The 23,274-nt window shown below is 69.0% G+C and carries 21 protein-coding genes; 15 read left to right on the forward strand and 6 right to left on the reverse strand.

The annotated features are described in order from the left end of the window. Positions 1-11: 11 nt before the first annotated feature. The gene (locus tag G6N45_RS02545) at positions 12-1,202 is read right to left on the reverse strand and encodes an NAD(P)/FAD-dependent oxidoreductase (protein WP_163727648.1); all 1,191 of its coding nucleotides are present in this window, start codon (positions 1,200-1,202) and stop codon (positions 12-14) included. 40 nt (positions 1,203-1,242) lie between these two features. Here G6N45_RS02545 and G6N45_RS02550 point away from each other — a divergent pair, with 40 nt between their 5' ends. Continuing rightward, positions 1,243-2,847, forward strand: coding sequence for a phospholipase D family protein (locus G6N45_RS02550; protein WP_163720278.1), 1,605 nt, complete (start codon positions 1,243-1,245; stop codon positions 2,845-2,847). A gap of 40 nt (positions 2,848-2,887) precedes the next feature. Continuing rightward, positions 2,888-3,412: a hemerythrin domain-containing protein gene (locus G6N45_RS02555; protein WP_163720279.1), complete on the forward strand. Its 525-nt coding sequence runs from the start codon at positions 2,888-2,890 to the stop codon at positions 3,410-3,412. 4 nt (positions 3,413-3,416) lie between these two features. On the opposite strand, the gene adhE is transcribed toward G6N45_RS02555, so the two are convergent. Next, entirely contained in the window at positions 3,417-6,017 is a 2,601-nt protein-coding gene (gene adhE, locus G6N45_RS02560) for a bifunctional acetaldehyde-CoA/alcohol dehydrogenase (RefSeq protein ID WP_163720280.1), read from the reverse strand. Positions 6,018-6,164: 147 nt separating this feature from the next. Between adhE and G6N45_RS02565 the strand changes: the two genes are divergently transcribed. Then, on the forward strand, positions 6,165-6,647 hold the full coding sequence (locus G6N45_RS02565) for a hypothetical protein (protein ID WP_163720281.1): 483 nt from the start codon (positions 6,165-6,167) through the stop codon (positions 6,645-6,647). 4 nt (positions 6,648-6,651) lie between these two features. On the opposite strand, the gene G6N45_RS02570 is transcribed toward G6N45_RS02565, so the two are convergent. Continuing rightward, a complete protein-coding gene (locus tag G6N45_RS02570; protein ID WP_264060278.1) occupies positions 6,652-8,139 on the reverse strand; it encodes an MFS transporter in 1,488 nt (495 codons plus the stop codon). Positions 8,140-8,142: 3 nt separating this feature from the next. Then, positions 8,143-8,691: a hypothetical protein gene (locus G6N45_RS02575; protein WP_163720282.1), complete on the reverse strand. Its 549-nt coding sequence runs from the start codon at positions 8,689-8,691 to the stop codon at positions 8,143-8,145. A 119-nt stretch (positions 8,692-8,810) separates the two neighbouring features. Between G6N45_RS02575 and G6N45_RS02580 the strand changes: the two genes are divergently transcribed. From G6N45_RS02580 to G6N45_RS02620, 9 genes are all read left to right on the forward strand, one after another. Next, positions 8,811-10,217 (forward strand): NAD-dependent epimerase/dehydratase family protein, encoded by a 1,407-nt coding sequence (locus G6N45_RS02580; RefSeq protein ID WP_246228853.1) that lies wholly within the window; start codon positions 8,811-8,813, stop codon positions 10,215-10,217. Continuing rightward, a complete protein-coding gene (locus G6N45_RS02585; protein ID WP_163720283.1) occupies positions 10,214-11,095 on the forward strand; it encodes an SDR family NAD(P)-dependent oxidoreductase in 882 nt (293 codons plus the stop codon). The genes G6N45_RS02580 and G6N45_RS02585 overlap by 4 nt, the downstream gene beginning before the upstream one ends. A gap of 178 nt (positions 11,096-11,273) precedes the next feature. Continuing rightward, positions 11,274-11,585 (forward strand): DUF3303 domain-containing protein, encoded by a 312-nt coding sequence (locus G6N45_RS02590; protein WP_163720284.1) that lies wholly within the window; start codon positions 11,274-11,276, stop codon positions 11,583-11,585. A gap of 94 nt (positions 11,586-11,679) precedes the next feature. Beyond that, complete coding sequence (locus tag G6N45_RS02595; protein ID WP_163720285.1) at positions 11,680-12,804, forward strand: ABC transporter ATP-binding protein; 1,125 nt, start codon at positions 11,680-11,682, stop codon at positions 12,802-12,804. Next, the gene (locus G6N45_RS02600; RefSeq protein ID WP_163720286.1) at positions 12,804-13,994 is read left to right on the forward strand and encodes an ABC transporter substrate-binding protein; all 1,191 of its coding nucleotides are present in this window, start codon (positions 12,804-12,806) and stop codon (positions 13,992-13,994) included. Before G6N45_RS02595 ends, G6N45_RS02600 begins: the two co-directional genes overlap by 1 nt. Further along, positions 13,994-14,833, forward strand: a complete 840-nt coding sequence (locus tag G6N45_RS02605; protein ID WP_163720287.1) for an ABC transporter permease — start codon at positions 13,994-13,996, stop codon at positions 14,831-14,833. The genes G6N45_RS02600 and G6N45_RS02605 overlap by 1 nt, the downstream gene beginning before the upstream one ends. Continuing rightward, positions 14,834-15,634: an ABC transporter permease gene (locus G6N45_RS02610; RefSeq protein WP_163720288.1), complete on the forward strand. Its 801-nt coding sequence runs from the start codon at positions 14,834-14,836 to the stop codon at positions 15,632-15,634. A gap of 32 nt (positions 15,635-15,666) precedes the next feature. Continuing rightward, the gene (locus tag G6N45_RS02615; protein ID WP_163720289.1) at positions 15,667-16,437 is read left to right on the forward strand and encodes an SDR family NAD(P)-dependent oxidoreductase; all 771 of its coding nucleotides are present in this window, start codon (positions 15,667-15,669) and stop codon (positions 16,435-16,437) included. Positions 16,438-16,479: 42 nt separating this feature from the next. Continuing rightward, positions 16,480-17,718: an FAD-dependent oxidoreductase gene (locus tag G6N45_RS02620; protein ID WP_163720290.1), complete on the forward strand. Its 1,239-nt coding sequence runs from the start codon at positions 16,480-16,482 to the stop codon at positions 17,716-17,718. Here G6N45_RS02620 and G6N45_RS02625 read toward each other — a convergent pair. Both G6N45_RS02625 and G6N45_RS02630 read right to left on the reverse strand, forming a co-directional pair. Then, entirely contained in the window at positions 17,709-18,353 is a 645-nt protein-coding gene (locus tag G6N45_RS02625) for a VldE C-terminal domain-containing protein (protein ID WP_179965263.1), read from the reverse strand. The genes G6N45_RS02620 and G6N45_RS02625 overlap by 10 nt on opposite strands. A 93-nt stretch (positions 18,354-18,446) precedes the next feature. After that, positions 18,447-19,400 (reverse strand): L-lactate dehydrogenase, encoded by a 954-nt coding sequence (locus tag G6N45_RS02630; RefSeq protein WP_264060852.1) that lies wholly within the window; start codon positions 19,398-19,400, stop codon positions 18,447-18,449. Between the two features lie 158 nt (positions 19,401-19,558). Here G6N45_RS02630 and G6N45_RS02635 point away from each other — a divergent pair, with 158 nt between their 5' ends. Genes G6N45_RS02635 through G6N45_RS02645 form a run of 3 tightly spaced genes read left to right on the forward strand, consistent with a single transcriptional unit; the run spans position 19,559 to position 23,250 of the window. Continuing rightward, positions 19,559-21,217 (forward strand): ABC transporter substrate-binding protein, encoded by a 1,659-nt coding sequence (locus G6N45_RS02635; protein WP_163727660.1) that lies wholly within the window; start codon positions 19,559-19,561, stop codon positions 21,215-21,217. A gap of 8 nt (positions 21,218-21,225) precedes the next feature. Then, positions 21,226-22,263: an ABC transporter permease gene (locus tag G6N45_RS02640; RefSeq protein ID WP_179965264.1), complete on the forward strand. Its 1,038-nt coding sequence runs from the start codon at positions 21,226-21,228 to the stop codon at positions 22,261-22,263. Between the two features lie 24 nt (positions 22,264-22,287). After that, the gene (locus G6N45_RS02645; RefSeq protein WP_163720293.1) at positions 22,288-23,250 is read left to right on the forward strand and encodes an ABC transporter permease; all 963 of its coding nucleotides are present in this window, start codon (positions 22,288-22,290) and stop codon (positions 23,248-23,250) included. Positions 23,251-23,274 lie beyond the last annotated feature (24 nt).

Here is a 23,274-nt window from a genome sequence, read left to right on the forward strand (position 1 = left end):
GACCTAAGGCCTCAGAGCCGGCCCTTGAGGATGCGGTGCCAGTACAGCGCGGGCAGTGCGTAGCGGTCGAACGCCCACGCCGAGCGACGCGGCTTGGTGGTGTCGACGAAAGACGGCAGAGAGGACGTGATCGCACCCGTACGGTCGAATTCGCCGGCGATCAGCAGATGCCTCTCGGTGGCGATCGGCGCGACGGTGTATCCGTCGTAGGCCGTCATCGGGGCGCCGCGGCGCGCCGCGGCGAGGTTGTCGACCAGGATCGCGATCTGGCGGCGCAACGCCCCGCCGGACGGGTCCGTGTCGACGGCGGCGCCGTCGCCGGCGGCCCAGATGTTCGGATGCTCGCGGTGGGCGAAGGTCGCGGGATCGATGTCGACAAGACCGTGCGGCTGGCCGCCGGTCAGACCCGAGGCCTGCAGCCACCGCGGACCCCGGTACGGCGGAACCAGGTGCAGCAGGTCGTAGCTCAGCTTCTCGCCGGTCCCGACGGTGATCGACCGTGACTCCGGCTCCAGGGACGTCACCCGAGTGCCGTGCAGAACACGAACGTCCAGCTCCTGCAGACATTCTGAGAGGCGAGCATCGATGTCGGGCACACCGAGCAGGTGCGGCCGGTCGACGACGAGGGTGATGCTCACCCCGGGCAGCAGGCCGGCGCGCCGCCAATGGCCGGCGGCCAGGAACAGCGGTTTGATCGTGGTGCCGGTACAGCTCACCGGCGGGCGGGGCACCGTGAAGACGGCGTGTCCGCCCGGCCGCATCGAACTGATTAGATCCCAGGTCTTCTCGGCGTGGTCGAGGTAGTTGCTCGCCACCGCCGGCGTCCGCAGCGCCGCGTCGATGCCGGGCAGTTCGTCGTCGTCGGGGACCAGACCCGTACCGATCACGAGGTCGTCGTAGCCGTACCGGCGCCCGGAGGCGCACTCCACCGTGGCCGCCGCCGCGTCGACGGCGACCACCGTGTCACGGATCCATGTGCAGCCGCGCGGGGTCACCGACCGTTGCGTCCGTTCCGCATCACGCAGGCTCGCCTCGCCGCCCCCGACATAGGACAGCAGCGGACGGTAGGTGTGCACCGTCTGCGGTTCGATGACCGCGACGCGTCCGAATCCCTTGCGGAGCAGCCGGGCCGCGGCGCTCAGCCCGGCGTTACCGCCGCCGATGACGAGGACGTCGAAGTGCTGGTCCCCGTCGCGGCTCATCCCCGCGTCGTACCCCGGTTCCGCAGCCGGAAACCCGGGTATGCGTGCACTCGTGTCGGTCATCACGGACTGGTTCCTCACCGGACAGGAGCGCGGCAACGCCGCGTCGTCGATCGCCGACTGGCGCGACGGCAACCGGGTGGAGCCGCTGATTCACGGCGCCACCTACTTCGACCGGCTCGCCACCGAGGTGGACAGCCTCGGCCCCGGCGACCACCTGTTCTTCACCGACTGGCGCGGCGACCCGGACGAGCGGGTGCGCGACGGCGGCCCCACGATCGCCGAACTGTTCTGCCGCGCCGCCGAGCGCGGCGTCGTGGTGAAGGGACTGGTGTGGCGCTCGCACCTGGACAAGTTCGCCTACAGCGAGGAGGAGAACCGGCACCTCGGTGAGGCCATCGAAGCGGCAGGCGGGGAGGTGCTGCTCGATCAGCGGGTTCGGTTCGGCGGCTCCCACCACCAGAAGCTGGTGGTGCTGCGGCGGCCCGGTCAGCCTGAGCGCGACGTCGCGTTCGCCGGCGGCATCGATCTCTGCCACTCCCGCCGCGACGACGCCGACCACGACGGCGATCCACAGGCGGTGCAGATGGCCCGCCAGTACGGCGACCGACCACCCTGGCACGACGTGCAGCTTCGAATCCAGGGTCCGATCGTCGGCGCGCTGGATCACGCGTTCCGGGAACGGTGGACCGATCCCGCGCCGCTGGACATGCTCAACCCGGTCGCGTGGGTGGTCGACAAGCTGCGCCGGGCGGACCTGAGCGCCGGCGAGTTACCGCCGCAGCCGCCCGATCCGCCGCCGTGCGGTCCGCACGCCGTGCAGGTGCTGCGCACCTACCCCGACGCCCACTTCTCCTACGCGTTCGCGCCGCAGGGCGAGCGCAGCATCGCGCGCGGCTACACCAAGGCGATCCGACGGGCGCGGCGGCTGATCTATCTGGAAGACCAGTACCTGTGGTCCAAGCAGGTCTCGCATCTGCTCGCCGAAGCGCTGGCGGCCAACCCCGAGCTGCACCTGATCGCCGTGGTTCCACGGCATCCCGACGTCGACGGTCGGCTGTCGCTGCCGCCCAACCAGGTCGGTCGCCAGCAGGCCATCGAGACGTGCCGAAGCGCCGACCCGAGCCGGGTGCACATCTTCGATCTCGAAAACCGCACTGGCACGCCGGTGTACGTGCACGCCAAGGTGTGCGTCATCGACGACGTCTGGGCGTGTGTGGGCAGCGACAACTTCAACCGACGGTCGTGGACGCACGACAGCGAGCTGTCCTGCGCCGTGCTCGACGACACCCGCGACGACCGCGAGCCGCACGATCCGGCCGGCCGCGGCGACGGGGCCCGGGTGTACGCCCGCGACCTCCGATTGCGTTTGCTGCGTGAACATCTCGACCGTGCCGCCGACGGAAGCGAGGACGACGGGCTGCTCGACCCGGCGGCGGCGGTGGACGCGGTCACGGCGTCGGCGAAGGCCCTGCAGGCGTGGCACGACGGGGGCCGGCGTGGTGCGCGGCCACCGGGCAGGCTGCGGCCACACGAACCCGAGCGGCTCGGCAGGCTGACGCGGCTGTGGGCCGAACCGTTGTACCGCGCCGTCTACGATCCGGACGGCCGGTCCTACCGCGACCGCCTGCGCCGGCGGTGGTGACCAGTGCTTGAGGCGGCACACCTGCGGGTACCGTGCCCGCATGGCCGACATCATCGATCTCATCTACGCCGACCACGACTGGCTGCGCCGCCAGTTCTTCCGGCTCGACGACGCCAGGAACCCTGACGAGCTCGCGGCGATCTGGAAGGTGCTCGGCACCCGGCTCGACGCGCACGCCGACGCCGAGGAGACGGTGTTCTATCCGGCGCTGCTGGCCCACGGCGGCCACGACGATCCCGGCAATCCCGAGGGCGACCCCGAAGACGAGACCGAGGACGCGATCACCGACCACAACGCGATCCGCGACGCGGTGCGGCAGTCGCGCCTGCACGAGCCGGGCAGCGAGGAGTGGTTCGAGGCGGTGAACACGGCGCGCAAGGAAAACGGTTCGCACCTCGACGAGGAGGAGCGCGAGGCGATGCCGGACTTCATCAAGAGCGCCACCCACGAGTTACGCCACGAACTGGGGGTGAAGTGGCTGCAGTTCTATGCCGAGCGGGAGTCCGTCACGGATATCGACACGTCCGACAAGGACGCCGACGAGTACATCGAGGAACACACCTAGGCCGCTACCGCTGATCCGATCCGTAGTATCCGCGTCGCAGCAGTTCGGTGATCTCGCTGACCAGCGGCATCCGCGGGTTGGTCCGGTTGCTCAGGTCCTCGAACGCCGTCATCGCCAATGCCGGTAGCGCCGCGAGGAATTCGTCCTCGTCGACCCCGGCGACCTTCAGCGATCGCGGCATCTGGACCCGGCGCAGTAGATCCTCGACACCGGCGAGCAGTCGGGCCCGGCTGTCGTCGGGTTCGTGGCCGCCGAAGATGAGCCGGCCGATCTGGGCGTACTTGTCGGGCGCGATGTAGGCCGAATACCCCGGGGCGGGCATGAACTTGCTCGGCAGTTCGGCGTTGTAGCGCAGCACATGCGGCAGGAAGATCGCGTTCGCCCTGCCGTGGGCGATGCCGAACCGGGCGCCGACGGCGTGCGCGAGCGCGTGATTGGTCCCGACGAACGCGTTCGAGAAGGCGAGCCCGGCCAGCGTCGCCGCATTCGACATGTCGGTGCGCGCCTCCAGATCGTCGGGATCGCGATAGGCCCGCGGCAGCGCCTCGAAGATCAGTCGTGCCGCCTGCGCGCACAACGCGTCGGTGTACGGCGACGCGAAGATCGACACGGCCGCCTCCAGCGCGTGGGTGAGCGCATCGATGCCGGTGTCTGCGGTCAGCACCGACGGCATCGACGACGTCAGCACGGGATCGACGATGGCGAGGTCGGGCACCAGGCTGTAGTCGACCAGCGTCTCCTTCTTGCCGTGCACGGTCAGCACCGCGGCCGGCGACACCTCCGAACCGGTCCCCGACGTCGTCGGGACGGCCACCAATTGCAGCCGATGCCGGTCCGTCGGATAGTCGGCCACCCGCTTGCGGGGGTCGAGGAACGGCATGGTGAGCTCGTCGAGCGACTTCTCGGGATGCTCGTAGAACAGCCGCATCGCCTTGCCGGCGTCGAGCACCGACCCGCCCCCGACCGCGATCAGCGCGTCGGGCTGCACGCGCTGCAGCAGCTCGACACCGCGGCGGATGGTCTCCTCGTCCGGCTCCGGCGTCACCTCGCTGAACACCTGCACGTGCCGGGCCCGCAGCTTGCCGCGGACGAGGTCGACCACGCCGCGCGCGTCGGTCAGCGCGTCCGTGACCACCACCACGGTCCCGCAGTCGAGGTCGCGCAGATTCTCCAGCGCGCCCGCGTTGAAATAGGTGTTGGCCGGAACGCGGAACCACTGCGGCGGGGTGCGCCGCTGCGCCACGGTCTTGATGTTCAGGAGCTGGCGGTAGTTGACGTTCTCGGTCGTGCTCGACCCGCCCCAGGTACCGCAGCCCAGCGAGAACGTGGGCGTCAGATTGTTGTAGACACCGCCGAGCGCGCCGACGGCGGTCGGCGCGTTGACGAGGATGCGTCCGGTGCGCACCGCGGCGCTGTACGCGTCGACCACAGCCTGGTCATGGGCGTACACCGCCGACGTGTGGCCCAGCCCGCCGTGCTCGGTGACCAGCACGGCGACGTCGATCGCGTGGCGGACATCGCGGGCGCGCACCACCCCCAGGACGGGCATCAGCTTCTCGGCGACCAGCGGGTGCGCGGCCAGCTCGTCCAGATCCGCAGGCAGCGCAGCCAGCAACACCTTGACCGTCGGCGGTATCGAGAAACCGGCTCGCGCAGCGAGTTCCGGCGCCTTCTGGCCGAGGGCGTCGAGAGAGATCTTGTCGCCGCAGCCGAATGCGAACTGGGTGATCGCCGCGGCTTCGTCGTCGGTGAGCAGCCGGGCACCCATCCGCTCGAATTCGGCGATCATGGCGTCGTAGATCTCGTCGTCGATCACGCAGGTCTGCTCGGCGGGGCAGATCACCGACGAGTCGAAGGTCTTGGAGATCAGGATGTCGACCACCGCGCCCTTGATGTCGGCGGTCTTGTGGATGTAGATCGGCGCGTTCCCCGGCCCGACGCACAGCCCCGGCTTGCCCGAGGCGCTCGCCAGCGCCACGATCTTCGGTCCGCCCGTCACCCAGATGAAGTCGACCCCGGGATGCCTGAACAGATAGTGGGTGACCTCGTGGGCCTCGTCGGGAATCACCTGCAGCGCCCCGGCGGGCATGCCTGCCGCCTCGGCGGCGGCACGCAGGATCTCGACGCTGCGCTGACAGGATCGCACCGCATACGGCGAAGGTCGGAACACGATGGCGTTGCGGGTCTTCGCCGCGACGATGGCCTTGAAGAGCACCGTCGAGGTCGGATTGGTGACCGGGGTGATGGCCAGCACCACGCCGATCGGTTCGGCGACGTGGACGATGTTGTGCTCGACGTCGGTGTCGATGACGCCGACCGACTTCTTGTCGCGGAGGTAGTCGTGCAGGAACTCGGTGGCGACGTAGTTCTTGACCACCTTGTCCTCGAAGACCCCGAATCCGGTCTCCTCGATCGCCACACCGGCGAGTTCGGCGGCGGCCCGCACCCCCGCGCGGACCATCGCCTCGACGATCCGGTCGACCTGCTCCTGATCGAGGGTGCGGAACTCGGCCGCGGCGGTCGCCGCGGTGGCCACCACCGCATCGATCTCGGCGGTGCGGGAACCGTCGATCTCCAGCTCGTGGACAGCGGTGCTCGGCGGCATCGGCGGACCTCCTCGGTGCGGGGCGCGCGCAGCTCAGTGCGCCGGTGTCATCGTCGGCCGCCCGCGGGGCGGGTGACTAGAGGCTTAAGTCCGTGCCGTAGGGCCCGGTGTGGTTTGGGTCACGCAATGTCGGGTAGAGGTCCGGTCATGCTGCAGAAACACTGGACGCTTGCCCCCGCCGTCGCCGCCTGCACCGCGGCAGCGGCACTCGCTCTGGCCCCGCTCGCAGCCGCTGGCGGTCCGGCCGGGTGCGTCGACCCCTACGGCACGGGCTGTGCTGCCCCTCCGCCGCCGCCTCCTGCACCCGGCTACTGGGCGCCGCCTCCGCCGCCGGTCGGGTATGCGCCGGGCTACGGCGTGGCTGGACCGGGCGGCGCCGCGGGCGCCATCCCCGGCGGACCCGGTGGCGTGGCCGGACCGGGCGGCGCCGCGGGCGCCATCCCCGGCGGACCCGGTGGCGTGGCCGGACCGGCCGGTGCGGCCGGCGTGATCCCGGGTGGACCGGGCGGCGTGGCCGGACCGGGCGGCGCCTCGGGCGCCATCCCGGGCGGCCCGAGCGGTACAGCGGGACCGGGCGGCGCCGCGGGATGCATCCCGGGCGTCGGCTGCGGCAGCGTCCCCGCGCCGTAGTCGTTCACGGCTCGTGTGATTGAGCCTCGTGTGATTGAGCGGGGTGCACTGGCGGCCCGCTGATCGCACAGTGCCGGCATTCGCCGATCCGGATCCGGTCGTCGTCATCGACCGGATCCGGGCGCCGGCGCATCCCGGTCGCCGCGATCACCGCGGCGACCACCATCAGTGCCGCCGCGATGGTGACGGCCAACCGGAATCCCCTGTCGAACGCGACCGGGTCGGCGTAGTCCGCGCCGCTGATCCCCGCGATGCCCGGAAGGACGGCCACCGCCAACAGGCCGCCGATCCGGGCCACGGCGTTGTTCACTCCCGAGGCCGATCCCGCCATGCTCTGCGGTGCGGAGTCGAGCACAGCGGTGGTCAGCGGCGCGACCACCAGCACCATGCCCGCGCCGAACACGAGCGCGGCGGGCAGTACGTCGGTCAGCCAGGAGGCACCGGGGCCGATGCGGCTCATCAGCAGCAGCCCTGCCCCGGCGATCAGCGGTCCCAGCGTCATCGGCACCCGCGGTCCGACCCGCGCAGACCATGCACCGGCCCGCGCCGAGAACACCAGCATCACCAGCGTGAACGGCAGGAGGGCCGTGCCCGCAGCCACCGGGCTGAAACCGGCGACGGTCTGGAGCTGGAGCACCAGTAGCAGAAACGCCGCGCCGAGAGCCCCGTAGATCAGCAGCGTGATGATGTTCGCGATCCGAAACGTGTTGTGCGAGAACAGTCGCGGCGGGATCAGCGGGTGTGGGGAACGTCGTTCGACGACGACGAAGGCCGACAGTGCCAGCACTCCCGCGCACACGGCCACCGCGGTGACCGTGTCCGCACCGTCGTTGCCCCACCGGGTCAATCCGTAGGTGAGCGTTCCGAGTCCGGCGGCGGTCAGCACCGCCCCGGTCACGTCCAGACCCGGTGGCGAGTCGTCGTCGCGGCTTTCCGGGACGTGCAGAACGGTCACCGCGATCACCACCGCCGCCAGCGGCACGTTGATGAGAAATACTGCGCGCCAGCTCCATTCGACGAGAAAGCCGCCGACGAACGGTCCGATCGCGCCCGCGATCCCGCCCAGCCCGGACCACGCACCGATCGCGGCGGCCCGGTCGGCGCCGCGGAAGGACGCCGAGATCAACGCGAGACTGCCCGGGGTGAGCAGCGCACCGCCGACGCCCTGCAGGGCGCGGGACGCGATCAGCGCCTCGGTGCTCGGGGCGAGTCCGCACGCCACTGATGCGACCGCGAACCACACCACCCCGATGAGGAAGACCCGGCGCCGGCCGAAGTGGTCACCGAACGAACCGCCGAGCAGGATGAGCGACGCCAGCGACAGGGTGTAGGCGTTGATGGTCCACTGCAGGCCGGCGAAACCGGACCCGAGGTCGGCCCCGATGTGGGGAAGCGCGACGTTGACCACCGTGCCGTCGATCATCACCATCGCCGACCCCAGCACCGTGGCCAGCAGCACCCAGCGGCCGGAGACGGGACCGCTGCGGGGCACGTCTCAGGACAGTACGCGGCGCAGCGCCCCCTTGGCGACCTCCTCGGGCCGGTACTGCTCGCTGGCGTAAGCGCCGATCAGAACCAGCGCGCCGGTGGTGGCCGGCACCACCCACTGCAGCACCGTCAGCTGTTTCTGCGCCGACGCGACGTCCGGGGGTGTCGCCGGCGTCGGCGTCGTGGCATCAGCGGCCGGGACGGCATGGTGCTGCGAGACCTTGGCACCCAGGGCGCGACTGTAGGCGGTGACGCCGAGCGCCAGGGCGGTCAGCCCCGTCTTCACCAAAGCCATGGAAGGCACCCCCTTTTGGGCCTTCATCCGGCCGGCGTCGTGCTTGACCAGACCTACCGCGCCGATCAGATGCGCCCCGATGGCGGCGGCGTTGACCGGGGTCCAGCGGTCCCAGCCCTCGTTGGCGACGGCACCGACGTTTCGGGCCGAGCCGGCAGAGGACGACGCGGGGTTCAGCGTGACGGCGTTGGCGAGCGTGCCGCCGAACCATGCGGCAAGACCGACATCGTGAAGTTGGTGGAACAGTGTTGCGCGAGCCATGATCTCTCCTTCGACTGTGGGCGGTCGTCGGCCGTCGTACCCCGCGGAAGTCGCGGTAAACACGCACCACGGGCGCGGCGGAATGTGTCGTATCCGTAAGAATTTCGCTGCCTGCGTGCGTGTTTCAGACCCTCACCACGGTGTATGCCCCGCCCATGGACGAGCGGCGGCGCATCCTCATCACCGGGGCCTCCGGCAATGTCGGCGCGGGCGTACTGCGCGAACTCGCGCGCCAGGAGCCGGACGCCGACCTCATCGGCGTCTGCCGCCGACCGCCTACGCACGGGCGGATCTACGAGGCGGTGCAGTGGTGCCCGGTGGACCTGTCGGCACCCGACGCGGCCACCCGGTTGACCGCGGCCATGCGCGGCGTCGACGTCGTCATCCATCTCGCACTGGCCGTCCAGCCCGTCGACGACGAGGACTATCTCTACCGGGCGAATGTCGTTGGGACGCAGGCCGTTCTGGAAGCGATGGCGGTCACCGGGGTGCGCCATCTGGTGTACGCGTCGAGCCTGGGCATCTATGCGCCGAGCGGATCGGCCGTGCCGGTGCCCGAGTCGTGGTCGACGTCCGGGCAGTCCACGTCGACCTACAGCAGGCACAAGGTCATCGTCGAGGCGTTGCTCGACGCGTTCGAACGCGACCAACCCGACACGGTGGTCTCCCGTTTCCGCCCGACGGTGGTGGTCCAGCGGCACGCCGCCTTCGAGATTCGCGCCCTCTACCTCGGCCCGCTCATCCCGCGCGCCGCGCTGGAGCTGCTGCGCCGACGGGCGTTGCCGCTCCTCCCCCTGCCGGACGGCCTGGCCCTGCAGTTCGTCCACGCCGACGACGTCGGCGACGCGGTGGTCCGGCTGATGCGTCGACGTGCGCGGGGCTCCTTCAACATCGCCGCCGACGCGCTGCACGGCGCGGCGCTGGCCGGGCTCGTCGGGGCGCGCCCGGTCCGGGTGGCGCCCCGCCGGATGAGGTCGGCCGTCGTGGCGCTGCACCGGCTGCGCGTCGTGGCGGTGACGCCCGGCTGGTACGACGTCGCCACCCGCTCACCGGTGATGGACACGTCGAAGGCGCGCGACGAGCTGGGCTGGCAGCCGGGACGGACCTCGACCGATGCCGCACGCGAACTCATCGAGGGTCTCGCCGACGGCGCGACAGGCACCAGCCCGGCACTCGGCGCGTCCGACGGCGCGCCGTCCGGCGGCCGGACACCGGTGGAGAGAGTGCACGACACGTCCCTGCTCCTGTGGTGCGTGATGGCCGCGGCCGCCGCGCGGCGCCGGCGGCGTCCCGGTCTGCTGTACGGCAGCGTCGTTGCCGCCAACCTCGTTTCGGGGACTCCGGCAGCCCTCGAGCGGGTGCGTGAGCGCCGCCGCGACCCCGTCGCCGTGCTCGCCCCCCTCGCCGTCGGCGCCGCGGTGCTGTCCAGCGCACGCGGCGGCTGGCCATCGGCGGCGGCCGCCGCCGTTCTCGGTGCCCTCGGGGTGGCCGAGCGCAGACGGACCACGGGAAGGTTGCGGTCATGACAGACATCGACAGCAGGAACGACGCACGGGTGGTGGCGATCACCGGCGCCTCCAGCGGCATCGGCCGGGAAACGGCACTGCGCTACAGCGCCCGGCGCGCGCGCCTGGTGCTCGCGGCCCGTTCCGAGGGAGCGCTGCGTGACGTCGCCGACGAGTGCCGCGCGGCGGGCGCCGATGCCGTCGTGGTGGCACCGACCGACATCAGCGACGCCGCGCAGGTCCGTGACATGTTCGACCTGGCGATCGAGATGTTCGGCCACGTCGACGTGGCAGCACAGTGCGCGGCGATCACGGCGTTCGGCCGCTTCGAGGATGTGCCGCCCGAGGTCTTCGACGCGATCATCGCCACCAATCTTCTCGGCGCGGCCAATGTCGCGCGCACAGCGCTCCAGCATTTCCAGGAACGCGGTGCCGGGCAGCTGGTCCTCGTCGGCTCTCTGCTCGGCGTCACCGCGGTTCCCTATCAATCCGCCTATGTGGCAAGCAAATTCGCGATCTGCGGACTGGTTCGGGCGCTACGCCAGGAGAATCGGCACCTGCCCGGGGTCCGCGTGCACGGCATCTATCCGGGCCCCGTCGACACGCCCGTCTACGCCTCGGCCGGCAATTACCTCGACCAGCAGACGCCGCGGGTGCCACCGACCTCGGAGTCCCCCGGCGCCATCGCCGCGGCGATCGTGCGCGCCGCCGAGAAGACCAGGTCGACCGAGCGTCAGGTCGGTTGGGTCAACCTGCCGGCGATCGCCACCTACCGCCTCGTTCCGGCGGTGTTCGACGCTGTGATCGGGCCGCTGATCCGGCGCGTGATGTTCACCTCCGAGTCGAGCGCCGACTCGGCGGGAAACGTTTTCGAGCCGCCCGCGGCTCGTCGCGTCTGAATCAGCGAACTCCGGCCCGTCGCCAGAGTCGGATAACCGACCGCCAGCGAAAGAACGCTAACCATTCTCATCTTTGACTGATCAAGATCAAATCCGCTCGCAGGTGGAGAGTCTGGCGGGCGGATGCCCTCGCGCGCAAGATATGGCCATCCAGTTCAGCCAAGTGCTAGGAGCAATCATGAAATATGCCATGACCTGGACGTCCCGTCTCGGCGCATCAGGAAAAGACAACGAGGAATCCCTGCGTCGGTCCCTCGCGCTCTTCTCGAAGTGGCAGCCGCCCGCAGGCACCACGTTCCATCAGTTCGTCGGCCGGGTGGACGCCGGCGGCGGGTACGCCATCGTGGAAACCGACGACCCGGCGGAACTGCTGAACGGCACCGCAAAGTTCGCGCCGTTCAACGAGTTCCAGATCCATCCGGTCGTCGACATGGCCGAGTGGGCGCAGGCGGGCCAGGAGGGGATCGACTTCCGGGACTCGGTCAGCTGACACGCGGCCACGAAAGTGCACGGTCACTGACCGTGCTCACAACTAAATTCGTACTTGAACTGCGCTTCGGCAACGAGATTCCTAGGATGCCTGCATGCCATCCGGAACGGCCGTGTCGACGCGAGGCGCGGGCGCAGACGACGACGCCGCCGTTGCGCAGATCGAACTGATCGGCGTCCGGAAAGAGTTCGGCGATTCCCGGCACCCCGTGGTGGCGGTCGAGGGCGCCGACCTGGCGATCGCCGACGGTGAGTTGTTCGCGATCCTGGGTCCGTCCGGATCGGGCAAGACCACCCTGCTGCGGATGATCGCCGGATTCGAGCAGCCCACCGCCGGCACCATCAAGTTGGCAGGCCGCGACGTCACCGCTCTGCCGCCCGCCCGCCGCGACACCAACACGGTGTTCCAGCAGTACGCACTGTTTCCCCACATGACCGTCGCGCAGAACGTCGAGTACGGGTTGCGGGTGCGCGGCGTCGGCAAGGCGGAACGGCGCCACCGCGCCGGCGAAGCCCTGGAGATGGTCCGGCTCACCGGGCACGCGGGCCGCAAGCCCGCCGAACTGTCGGGTGGCCAGCAGCAGCGCGTCGCGCTGGCGCGCGCGCTGGTCGGGCGTCCCCGGGTGCTGCTGCTGGACGAACCGTTGGGAGCGCTGGACCTGAAACTTCGCGAGCAGATGCAGGTCGAACTCAAGGCCATCCAGCGCGAGGTCGGCATCACGTTCGTGATCGTCACCCATGATCAGGACGAAGCGCTGACCCTGTGTGACCGGCTGGTCGTGCTCAACGAGGGACGCATCGAGCAGATCGGCGGGGCCCGCGAGGTCTACGAGCATCCGGCGAACCGGTTCGTCGCGGACTTCGTCGGCACCTCCAACGTGCTCGACGGCGACAGTGCGCAGGCCGTTCTCGGCAGGCAGGGCACCTTCGCGATCCGGCCCGAGCGCATCACGGTGCTCGACTCCGCCGCCCCGCCTCCCGCCGGTCAGCGCACCGTCACCGCCGAGGTGGCCGAGGTGGTCTACGCCGGGCCGATCACCCGTGTCGCCGCGACGGTCACCGACCCCGACGGCCGTCCCGGTCCTGTCAGGCTGACCGCGACCCTGCTCTCCGCGGAAGCGTCCACCGCTCTGACCCACGGCACCCGCGTCGTCCTGGCGTGGCCCGACACCGCCGTCCGCGATCTGACCGACCTGTCGACCGACAACGAGGAGAACTGATGAAGGATCCGATCCGCCGCCTGGGCGCCGTGCTGGCCACCGGCGCCCTGTTGCTCGCCGGGTGTTCGAGTTCGAGCGACTCCGGCGGATCGTCGGAGGGGCCTCCCTCGATGGAGCCCGCGAGCGCGGTCGGTGACGGCGAAGGTCAGCTCAACCTGATCGCGTGGCCGGGCTACGCGGAGAACGGCTCCAACGACCCGGCGGTCAACTGGGTGACGCCGTTCGAACAGCAGACCGGCTGCAAGGTCAACGTGAAGATCGGCAACACCTCCGACGAGATGGTGCAGCTGATGCGCACGGGTCAGTACGACGGGGTGTCGGCCTCGGGCGACGCCACGCTGCGGCTGATCTACGCGGGCGACGTGGCCCCGGTCAACACGGATCTGGTGCCCAACTACGCGACCGTGGTGCCGTTCCTCAAGGACAAACCATGGAACTCGGTGAACGGGCAGATGTACGGCATTCCCCACGGCTGGGGAGCGAATCTGCTGATGTACAACACCGACATCGTGAAGGACGCGCCGGACAGCTGGGGCGCGGTGTTCCCCGGCGCACCGGAGCTCAAAGGCAAGGTCACCGCCTACGACTCGCCGATCTACATCGCCGACGCGGCGCTGTACCTGTCGAAGACCAAACCCGATCTGGGCATCAAGGACCCGTACGCGCTGACCAGCGAACAACTCGACGCCGCAGTCGATCTGCTCAAGCAGCAGAAGGAGAACATCGGCGAGTACTGGTCGGATTACACCAAGGAGGTGCAGGGCTTCGAGTCCGGCACCACGGCGATCGGCACCAGCTGGCAGGTCATCGCGAACACGATCCAGGCCGACAACAAGGTGCCGATCGCGACCGTCCTGCCGAAGGAGGGCGCCACCGGCTGGTCGGACACGTGGATGCTCGCGGCCAAGGCCGCTCATCCGAACTGCATGTACAAGTGGATGGACTACATCGTCTCGCCCGAAGCCAACGCCCAGGTCGCCGAGTACTTCGGCGAGGCGCCCGCCCAGACGAAGTCGTGTGACCTGACCTCCGACAAGGCGCACTGCGCGACGTACCACGCGACCGACGAGCAGTACGCCGCCCAGATCCACTACTGGACCACCCCGCAGACCAAGTGTGTCGACGGCAGCGGCGACAACTGCACCAGCTACGACCAGTGGGTCGACAAGTGGCAGGAGATCAAAGGCTGATGCCCGCTGCGCCGCGTCTGCGGCACCGGGTGACGCTGGCCTTCCTGCTGGTTCCGCCACTGGCGTGGCTGATCGTCGCCTATCTGGGATCCCTTGCGGTCCTGATGGTCTCGGCGTTCTGGAGCAGGAGCAGCTTCACCGGCGCGGTGGTGCGCACCTTCACCACAGACAACCTGGTCCGGGTGGTCACCGAGGAGGTGTTCCGCACCACCACGCTGCGCACCGTGGGGGTGGCGCTGACGGTCACCGTGATGTGCGCGGTGTTGGCCGTACCGCTGGCGCTCTACATGGCCAAGATGGCGTCGCCGGCGGTGCGCATCGCGCTGGTGGTCGCGGTGACGACGCCGCTGTGGGCGAGCTACCTGGTGAAGGCGTACGCGTGGCGGATGCTGCTGTCGCCCGAGGGTCCGATGCATTGGGCGATCGGGTATTCACCGGGCTACGGGCTGACGGCGACGGTGATCACGCTGACCTATCTGTGGTTGCCGTACATGGTGATTCCGGTGTTCGCGGCGTTCCAGCGGGTGCCCGACTCCCTGGTGGACGCCAGCTCGGATCTGGGCGCCTCGGATCTGACGACGCTGCGGCTGGTGGTGGCGCCGATGGTGTTCCCCGGCGTGGCGGCCGGGTCGATCTTCACGTTCTCCCTGTCGCTCGGTGACTACATCGCGGTGACGATCGTCGGCGGCAAGACGCAGTTGCTGGGCAACATCATCTACGGCCAGCTCGTCACGGCGAACAATCAGCCGATGGCCGCGGCGCTGTCGCTGATCCCGTTGACGGCGATCCTGCTGTATCTGTTCGCGATGCGGCGCACCGGAGCATTGGAGAACGTGTAGATGCTCTCGTCACGGATGCGCGGAACCGCCCGGGTGTGGACGGTGCTGGTGCTGATCTTCATCTATGCGCCGCTGACCCTGGTGGTGGTGAACGCGTTCAACGCGTCGAAGACCTTCGCGTTCCCGCCCAGCGGGTTCACGCTGCAGTGGTGGCGCACCGCGTGGGCCAGCGAAGGCATGTGGACATCGTTGGGCAACTCGGTGGTGGTGGGGCTGGCCGCCACGGCCGTCGCGCTGGTCCTGGGAACCATGGCCGCGTTCGCGGTGCAACGCTACGAGTTCTTCGGCAAGCAGACCGTCAATCTGCTTGTGGTGCTTCCGATCACGCTGCCCGGCATCGTCACCGGTATCGCGTTGAACGCGACGTTCACCTCCGCGCTCGGCGTCACGCTCGGGTTGGCGACCGTGATCGTCGGGCATGCCACCTTCTGTATCGTCATCGTGTTCAACAACACTCAGGCGCGATTGCGGCGTCTGGGAACCAGCATGGAGGACGCCTCGGCCGATCTGGGGGCCTCGGCGTGGCAGACGTTCCGGTTCGTGACGCTGCCGATGATGCGCGGCGCGCTGGTCGCCGGCGCCATCCTGGCGTTCGCGCTGAGCTTCGACGAGGTCGTGGTCACGACGTTCACCGCGGGCCCCACCGTGCAGACGCTGCCGATCTGGATCTTCGGCAATCTGTTCCGGCCCAACCAGGCTCCGGTGATCAACGTGGTCGCCGCCGCGCTGACCCTGATCGCGATCGTGCCGGTGTGGCTCACCCAGCGGATCGGCGGCGACCCTGCGGGGACGCGGATCTGAGCCCTCCGGCGCTCACCACGTTAGGTCGCACGGTGACCCCCAACCCTTTCGATCTCACCGGTCATGTCAGCGTCGTCACCGGCGGCGGCTCGGGCATCGGACTTGGGATCGCCCACGGCCTTGCCCGCGCCGGCGCGTCGGTGGCGATCCTCGGCCGCAGCCCCGAACGCCTCGAGACGGCCGCGGCCTCGCTGCGCGCGCGGGGCCGGCCGGTGCTCGCGATCCCGTGCGACGTCACCGACGAGCCGACCGTGACGGCGACCATGGCACGCATTCGCGACGATTGGGGTTCGCTCGATTCGTGTTTCGCGAACGCCGGGGTGCGAGGCACCTTCACCCCGACGCTGGACACCTCGCTGGCCGAGTTCCGGTCGGTCACCGCGGTCGACCTCGACGGCGTGTTCGTCACGCTGCGCGAGGCGGCGCGGCAGATGATCGCCGGCGGACGGGGCGGCAGCCTGGTCGGGGTCTCGAGTCTCGGCGCCTTCCAGGGCATGCCCCGCCAACCGGCGTACGCCGCCTCGAAGGCGGGCGTCACCGCGCTGATGGACAGCCTGGCCGTCGAACTGGCCCGGCACGGCATCCGCGCGAACACCGTCGCTCCCGGGTGGTTCGACACCGAGATGACCTCGGAGGGCCTGGCCGACGAGCGCTTCCGGTCCCGCGTGCTGCCCCGCGTTCCCGCGCGTCGTTGGGGTAGCGGCGACGACGTCGCCGGTGTGGCGGTGTACCTGGCCGGCCCTGCGAGCAGCTACCACACGGCCGACGTGCTGCGCATCGACGGCGGCTACCTGAAGTTCTGACAACTGCCGACCGGGCCGTGGTGAAGCGCCTACCCTGACGCCATGAGCGAGCGGACCAGCTGCGCGGTCGTCGGCGGCGGGCCGGCCGGGATGGTGCTCGGCCTGCTGCTCGCCCGCGCCGGGGTGGAGGTCACCGTCTTCGAGAAGCACGGCGACTTCTTGCGTGACTTCCGCGGCGACACAGTGCATCCCGCCACACTGCGGCTCCTCGACGAGCTCGGGTTGTGGCCGGCGTTCGACGCGCTGCCGCAGAGCCGGCTGCGGCAGTTCACCATCGACGCGGCTCCGGGGCACCCCGTCACGATGGTCGACTTCGAACGCTTACGTCTGCCCCATCGGTACGTGGCGATGGTGCCGCAATGGGATCTGCTCAACCTGCTGGCCGAGGCCGGCGCCGCCGAGCCCACGTTCACACTGCGGCTGGACACCGAGGTCACCGGACTGCTGCGCGAGCAGGGCCGTATCACCGGTGTGCGATATCGAAATGCGCTCGGCGACGGCGAACTTCGCGCCGACGTGACCGTCGGGTGCGACGGCCGCGGGTCGCTGGTCCGGCACGCCGCGGGGCTCTCGGTGCGGGAGTTCCCGGTGAGCTTCGACGCGTGGTGGTTCCGGTTGCCGCGGAACTCCGACGAGGCCGGCTTCAGCCTGTTCCCCCGCATCGCCCCCGGCAAGGCCATGGTCGTCATTCCGCGGGAGGGTTACCTGCAGATCGCGCTGCTGATCCCGAAGGGGTCCGATGCCCGGCTGCGGGCGCGCGGGCTGGCCGCCTTCCGTGCCGACGTGCTCGAGCTGCTGCCCGAAGCCGGTAACACCGTCGAGTCGATCACCACCCTCGACGACGTCAAGCACCTCGACGTGAAGCTGAACCGCCTGCGCCGCTGGCACACTGACGGACTCCTGTGCATCGGCGACGCGGCCCACGCGATGTCACCCGCCGGCGGGGTCGGCATCAACGTCGCCGTGCAGGACGGCGTGGCGACGGCGCGGCTGCTCGCCGACAAGCTGCGCCGCGGGTCGGTGGCGAGCCGGGACCTCGCCGCGGTGCGCCGGCGGCGCATCGTGGCGACCGTGCTGACCCAAGCCCTGCAGCGGCAACTGGACGCCCGCCTGCTCGGTCCCGTCGTCCGCGGCGAGGATGTGACGGGACCGCCGGCAGGGCTGATCCGGCTCATGGAACGGGTGCCGTGGCTGTCGGCGATACCGGCCTATCTGGTCGGGGTGGGGATACGCCCCGAACGCGCACCGCAGTTCGCGCGGCGCACAGCACGTCAGCGGTAGTACACCTCGCCGCCGGTGGGATAGCCGCCGCCCTTGGTGGTGATGTGCACGTGGTCGTAGTGTCCGTAGCCCCCGCCGTGCGCGCCGCCGGGCGTGTAGTAGACGCCGCGCCAGATGCAGTCCTGCAGCCCGAACCGCTCGGCGTTCTTCAGCGCGAACGCGACGATCTGGTTACCCAGCGCAATGCCCTCGGCAGTGCCGGGATTCGGGATCATCACGTCGATCGCCAGCCCGTCGGGGTGCCAGCGCAGCGCATCGGGGCGCATGCCGCCGATGCTGCGGATCTCCGGGAAGATCGCGCTCACTGCACGGGCGACGAGAATCGTCTTCACCTGCAGGCCCCGCTCGGGTGCGACGCCTGCGGGCAACGCCCGCACTTCGCGGACCGACCCGCGGGAGCTCGCCACCCATTGGACGCGACCGCCGGCGGCATCGCCGGACGAGACGGCAACGGGTGCGGGGGCCACCAGCTCCATGCAGCAGGGCGGCGCCTCGGCCACCACGGTCGCGGCCGGCATCTCGACGGGACGCTGAGCGTCCGCACCGGCGACCAGCAACACCGCCGCGGGCACACCCACGGCGGTCAGCACGACTGACGGCGATCGCCGCCGTCGAACCTGTGAGTGCCTGCCCACGCACAGCACCCTACGAGGACACATCACGAAATCACACCCGGACGGGAAACTTTCGGCAACAAATCGCACCACTGGCCCCAGCAGTCTCAGGGGTTACACGCCAAGCGTCGCCTGCACCTCGCGAAGCGTCGCGGCCGACCTCTGCAGGCCCAGCAGTTCCGTCACCGCCAGCGGCACCTCGAGGACCTGCCCGGCCCCGTGCGCGGAGACCACCGTGGGCAGCGACAGCGCCACGCCCTCGATGCCGTATGCGCCGCGCTGCACCGTCGACACCGGCAGGACGCGGTGCTGGTCGCCGAGCACCGCCTCGACGATGCGCGCGGTGGACAACCCGATCGCTAGGTTGGTCGCACCCTTGCCCGCGATGATCTCGTACGCGGCGTTGATCACCTCCGAGGAGATGCTTCCGCGCGTCCGCTCGTCGAACACCGCCACGCCGTCACGGCGGAACTGCTCGGCCGGCACTCCCCCGACGGACACGCTCGACCACAGCGAAATCTCGGAGTCCCCGTGCTCGCCGATGATGAGCCCGTGCACGTTGCCCACCGCCAGGTCGGCCTGTTCGGCGATCAGATACCGAAACCGGCTGGAGTCCAACACCGTTCCCGATCCGAAGACATGTCCCGGTGCGGCGGCCACCGCCTTCGTCGCCGCGAAGGTGACGATGTCGACCGGGTTCGTCACGAACAGGATGACCGCGTCCGGCGAATGCTCGAGCAGCTGCGGCGTGAGACTCTGTGCCATCGCGACATTCGCGGCCGCCAGATCAAGGCGGCTCTGGCCCGGCTTCTGCTTCGCCCCCGCGGTGACGATGACGACCGCCGATCCGGCGGTCACCGCGATGTCGTCGGAGCCCGAGATCCTGCAGTGCGGGACGAACTGGCTGCCATGGTTGAGGTCGAGCACCTCGGCGCGGACCTTGGCGGCGTTGACGTCGAACAGCGCCAGAGCGCCGGCGGATCCGCGGATCAGGCACGCGTACGCGATCGCCGTTCCGACGCTGCCCATCCCGACGATTGCGACTTTCGTGTTCCGTTCGACTGGCACCGCACTATTGTGACTCCAGCACCACGGTCGGCATAGTTTCTGTGAACCCGAGTTGCCGAACGGAAAAATTTCTGAAAAATGCTTTGGGGCCCGGACAAAGTGCATCGCCGTGTGGGCCTCGCCGTCCGATCACAGTAGAGGGGAACATCGTGGGCACCCTGCGCACGGCTCGACACACACTCGCGATCGTCTGCATCACCGCGCTGGCCGCCTTCGGGCTGGCAGCGTGCGGCAAGGACAGCGGATCCGGCGGCTCGAGCGGAGGCGGAGGCGGCGGCGGTGACATCACCGTGGCGGCGACGTCGTTCCCCGACTACGTCGACCCGCAGCTCTCCTACACGGTGGAGGGCTGGGAGGTGCTGTGGAACGTGTACACCCCGCTGCTGACTTACAAGCACGCGAAGGGCAAGGACGGCACCGAGGTGGTGCCGGGTCTCGCCGAGGCGATGCCCGAGATCTCCCCGGACGGGCTGACCTACAAGCTCAAGCTGCGGCCCGACATGAAGTACTCCGACGGCACCCCGATCAAGGCGTCCGACTTCACGTACGCGATCCAGCGGCTGTTCAAGACCGACTCCGGCGGTTCGGTCTTCTATGACGTCATCGTCGGCGCAAAGGAGTACGCCGACGGCAAGGCCGACACGATCACCGGCATCACGACCGACGACAGCACTGGTGACATCACCATCCGATTGACCGGACCCAACGGGACTTTCGAGAACCTGCTCGCTCTGATGTTCGCCGCTCCCGTGCCCCCGACCACGAAGCTGGACGGCGACGTCACCAACAACCCGCCGCCGGCCAGCGGACCGTTCATGATCAGCAGCGTCGACGCACCCCGCACGCTGACGATGGAGCGCAACCCGCAGTTCCAGACCGTCAAGGACGCCGGAGCCGACGAAGTGGCCGACGCCAGCGTGGACAAGATCACCGTGGTGGAGAACAAGAACCAGAGCGCGCAGGTCACCGACATCGCGCAGAACAAGGTCGATTTCATGATGGACCCGGTGCCGTCCGACCGCCTGCAGGAGGTCAAGCAGCGCTACGCCGATCGCTTCCGCATGGAGGACTCGATCAACACCTACTACTTCTTCATGAACACCGAGAAGGCGCCGTTCAACGACCTCAAGGTCCGCCAGGCGATCAACTACGCGATCGATCCGGAAGCGCTCAACCGGATCTTCGGCGGCCGGATGCACCCCAGCCAGCAGATCCTGCCGCCGGGCATGCCGGGCTACCAGGAGTACAAGCTCTACCCCGGCCCGGACATGAACAAAGCCAAACAGCTGATCGCCGAGGCCAATCCCGCTGATCGCGACATCACGGTGTGGACCGACGACGAGCCGGACCGCAAGCGCATCGGTGAGTACTACCACGATCTGCTCACCCAGCTCGGCTTCAACGCCACGCTCAAGGTGATTGCCGGCGACGTGTACTGGACGACGGTGGGCAACCAGTCCACGCCGGACATCGATACCGGATTCGCCGACTGGTTCCAGGACTTCCCGCACCCGGACGACTTCTTCCGTCCGCTGCTCAACGGGCAGAGCATCCTGCCGACCAACGGCAACAACCTGTCCCGCGCCAACATCCCCGAGAACGACGCGAAGATGGACGAACTGCTGACCAAGCAGATCACCGAGCAGGGCGTCGAACAGCAGTACGCGGACCTGGACAAGGCGTACATGGAGCAGGCGGTGTGGGCGCCCTACGGCAACGAGCAGTTCACCACGTTCCTGTCCGAACGGATGGACTTCGACAAGTCCTATCACCATCTACTGTTCAAGCAGGACTTCACCTCGTTCGCGGTCAAGTAGCCGCACTGATGGTCGCACCTCTCGACGAGATCGAAGTTCCCGACGAGCCACCGCTGCCCGTCGGGGTGCCCCGAGAGAGCATCCAGGGCCGCAACCCGTGGTATCTGGCGTGGCTTCGCCTGCGCCGCAACAAGGTTGCGCTCGGCTGTGGAGTCGTGTTCGTCGTGATCGTGCTGTGCTGCCTGGCGGCGCCGCTGTGGGCGCAGTACGTCGCGCAGACCGGGCCCAACGACAACCACATCACCGACACCGTGATGATCGGCGGCGTCGAGACCGACGTCGTCGCGCCCGACGGCACCCCGCTGGGGCCCGGGCTGCACGGGCGCTACCTGCTCGGAGCCGATCAGAACGGCCGTGACGTCATGGTGCGTCTGCTGTACGGCGGACGCACCTCGATCTACATCGGGGTGGCCGCCGCGGTGGTCACCACCGTGCTGGCGGTGATCGTCGCGCTGCTGGCCGGCTACTACCGCGGCTGGATCGACGCGGTGCTGTCGCGGATCCTCGATGTCATCTGGGCGTTCCCGGTGCTGCTGCTCGGCATCGCGCTGGGCACCGCGCTGGCCGTCGGCGGCCTCGAGCTGGGTTTGTTCACGATCGCCGGGGATTCGATCTGGATCCCGATCCTGATCATCGGTCTGGTGTACGTGCCCTACATGGCCAGACCGTTGCGTGGGGAGATCCTCGCACTGCGGGAGAAGGAGTTCGTCGAGGCCGCGGTGGCGCAGGGCATGGGGTCGTTGCGGATCATGGTCGGCGAGCTGCTGCCGAACATCATCTCGACGATCATCGTGTTCTTCACGCTCAACATCGCCAACAACATGCTGCTGGAGTCGGCGCTGTCCTTCCTCGGCGCCGGGGTGCGGCCGCCGAACGCGTCGTGGGGCACCATGATCGCCGACGGCTACCAGTTGATCTACACCGCACCGCATCTGACCATCGTGCCGGGTCTGTTGATCGTGATGACCGTGCTGGCGCTCAACGTGTTCGGGGACGGGCTGCGCGACGCGCTGGATCCGAAGGCTCGAATCCGGTTGGAGCACTGAGCCTGTGGCGAAACGAGGATACTGATGGCGCGGTTCATCGCCCGGCGGCTGCTCGGGATGGTCGCGGTGCTGTTCGCGATCTCGGTCATCGTGTTCCTGATCTTCAACGTGGTGCCGAACTCCGACCCGGCGGCCCGCATCGCCGGCAAGAACGCCGATCCGGATCTCATCGCCCGGGTGAACGCCGACCTGGGTCTGGACCGCCCGCTGCCGGTGCAGTACGTGACGATGATGAAGGAGATCTTCACCGGTCAGCTCACCTCGTATGCGAGCAATCGCAATGTGGGCGAACAGATCTGGGAAGGTCTGCCCGCCACGTTCTCGCTGTGCATCGGCGCCGCGGTGATCTGGATGAGTCTGGCGGTGCTGTTCGGCTACCTGAGCGCGGTGCACGCGGGCCGGTTCGGCGACCGCGCGCTGAGCGTGCTGTCCCTCGTCGGAATCTCGATGCCGGTGTTCTGGCTCGCGGCCATCCTGCTGTACTTCTTCACGTTCAAGATCCAGTTGTTCCCGACCGGCAGCTATGTGCCGCTCACCGAGGACCCCCTGGACTGGGCGTATCACCTTGTGCTGCCGTGGTTCACGCTCGCGGTGCTGTTCATCGGCTTCTACAGTCGGGTGCTGCGGTCGAACATGCTCGACGCGATGAACGAGGACTACGTCCGCACCGCGCGGGCCAAGGGTCTCAGTGAACGTCAGGTCAGGGTCCGGCATGTGCTGCGCAACTCGATGATTCCGGTCATCACGCTGTTCGGCCTGGACTTCGGGATGGTGGTGGGCGGTGGCGCCATCCTGACCGAGACGGTGTACAACCTCGACGGGGTTGGGCTCTACGCCGGGGAGGCGATCCGCAGTCTCGACCTGCCACCGCTGATGGCGGTCACCATGTTCGGGGCCTTCTTCATCGTGCTGTTCAACACGCTCGTCGACATCGCCTATGCGGTGCTGGATCCGAGGATCAGGCTGGGAGAGGCGGCACCAGCATGAGCGACGCTTGCGAGCGAATCGAGG

Origin of the sequence: Mycolicibacterium psychrotolerans, from assembly GCF_010729305.1 — a bacterium.
Lineage (GTDB): Bacteria > Actinomycetota > Actinomycetes > Mycobacteriales > Mycobacteriaceae > Mycobacterium > Mycobacterium psychrotolerans.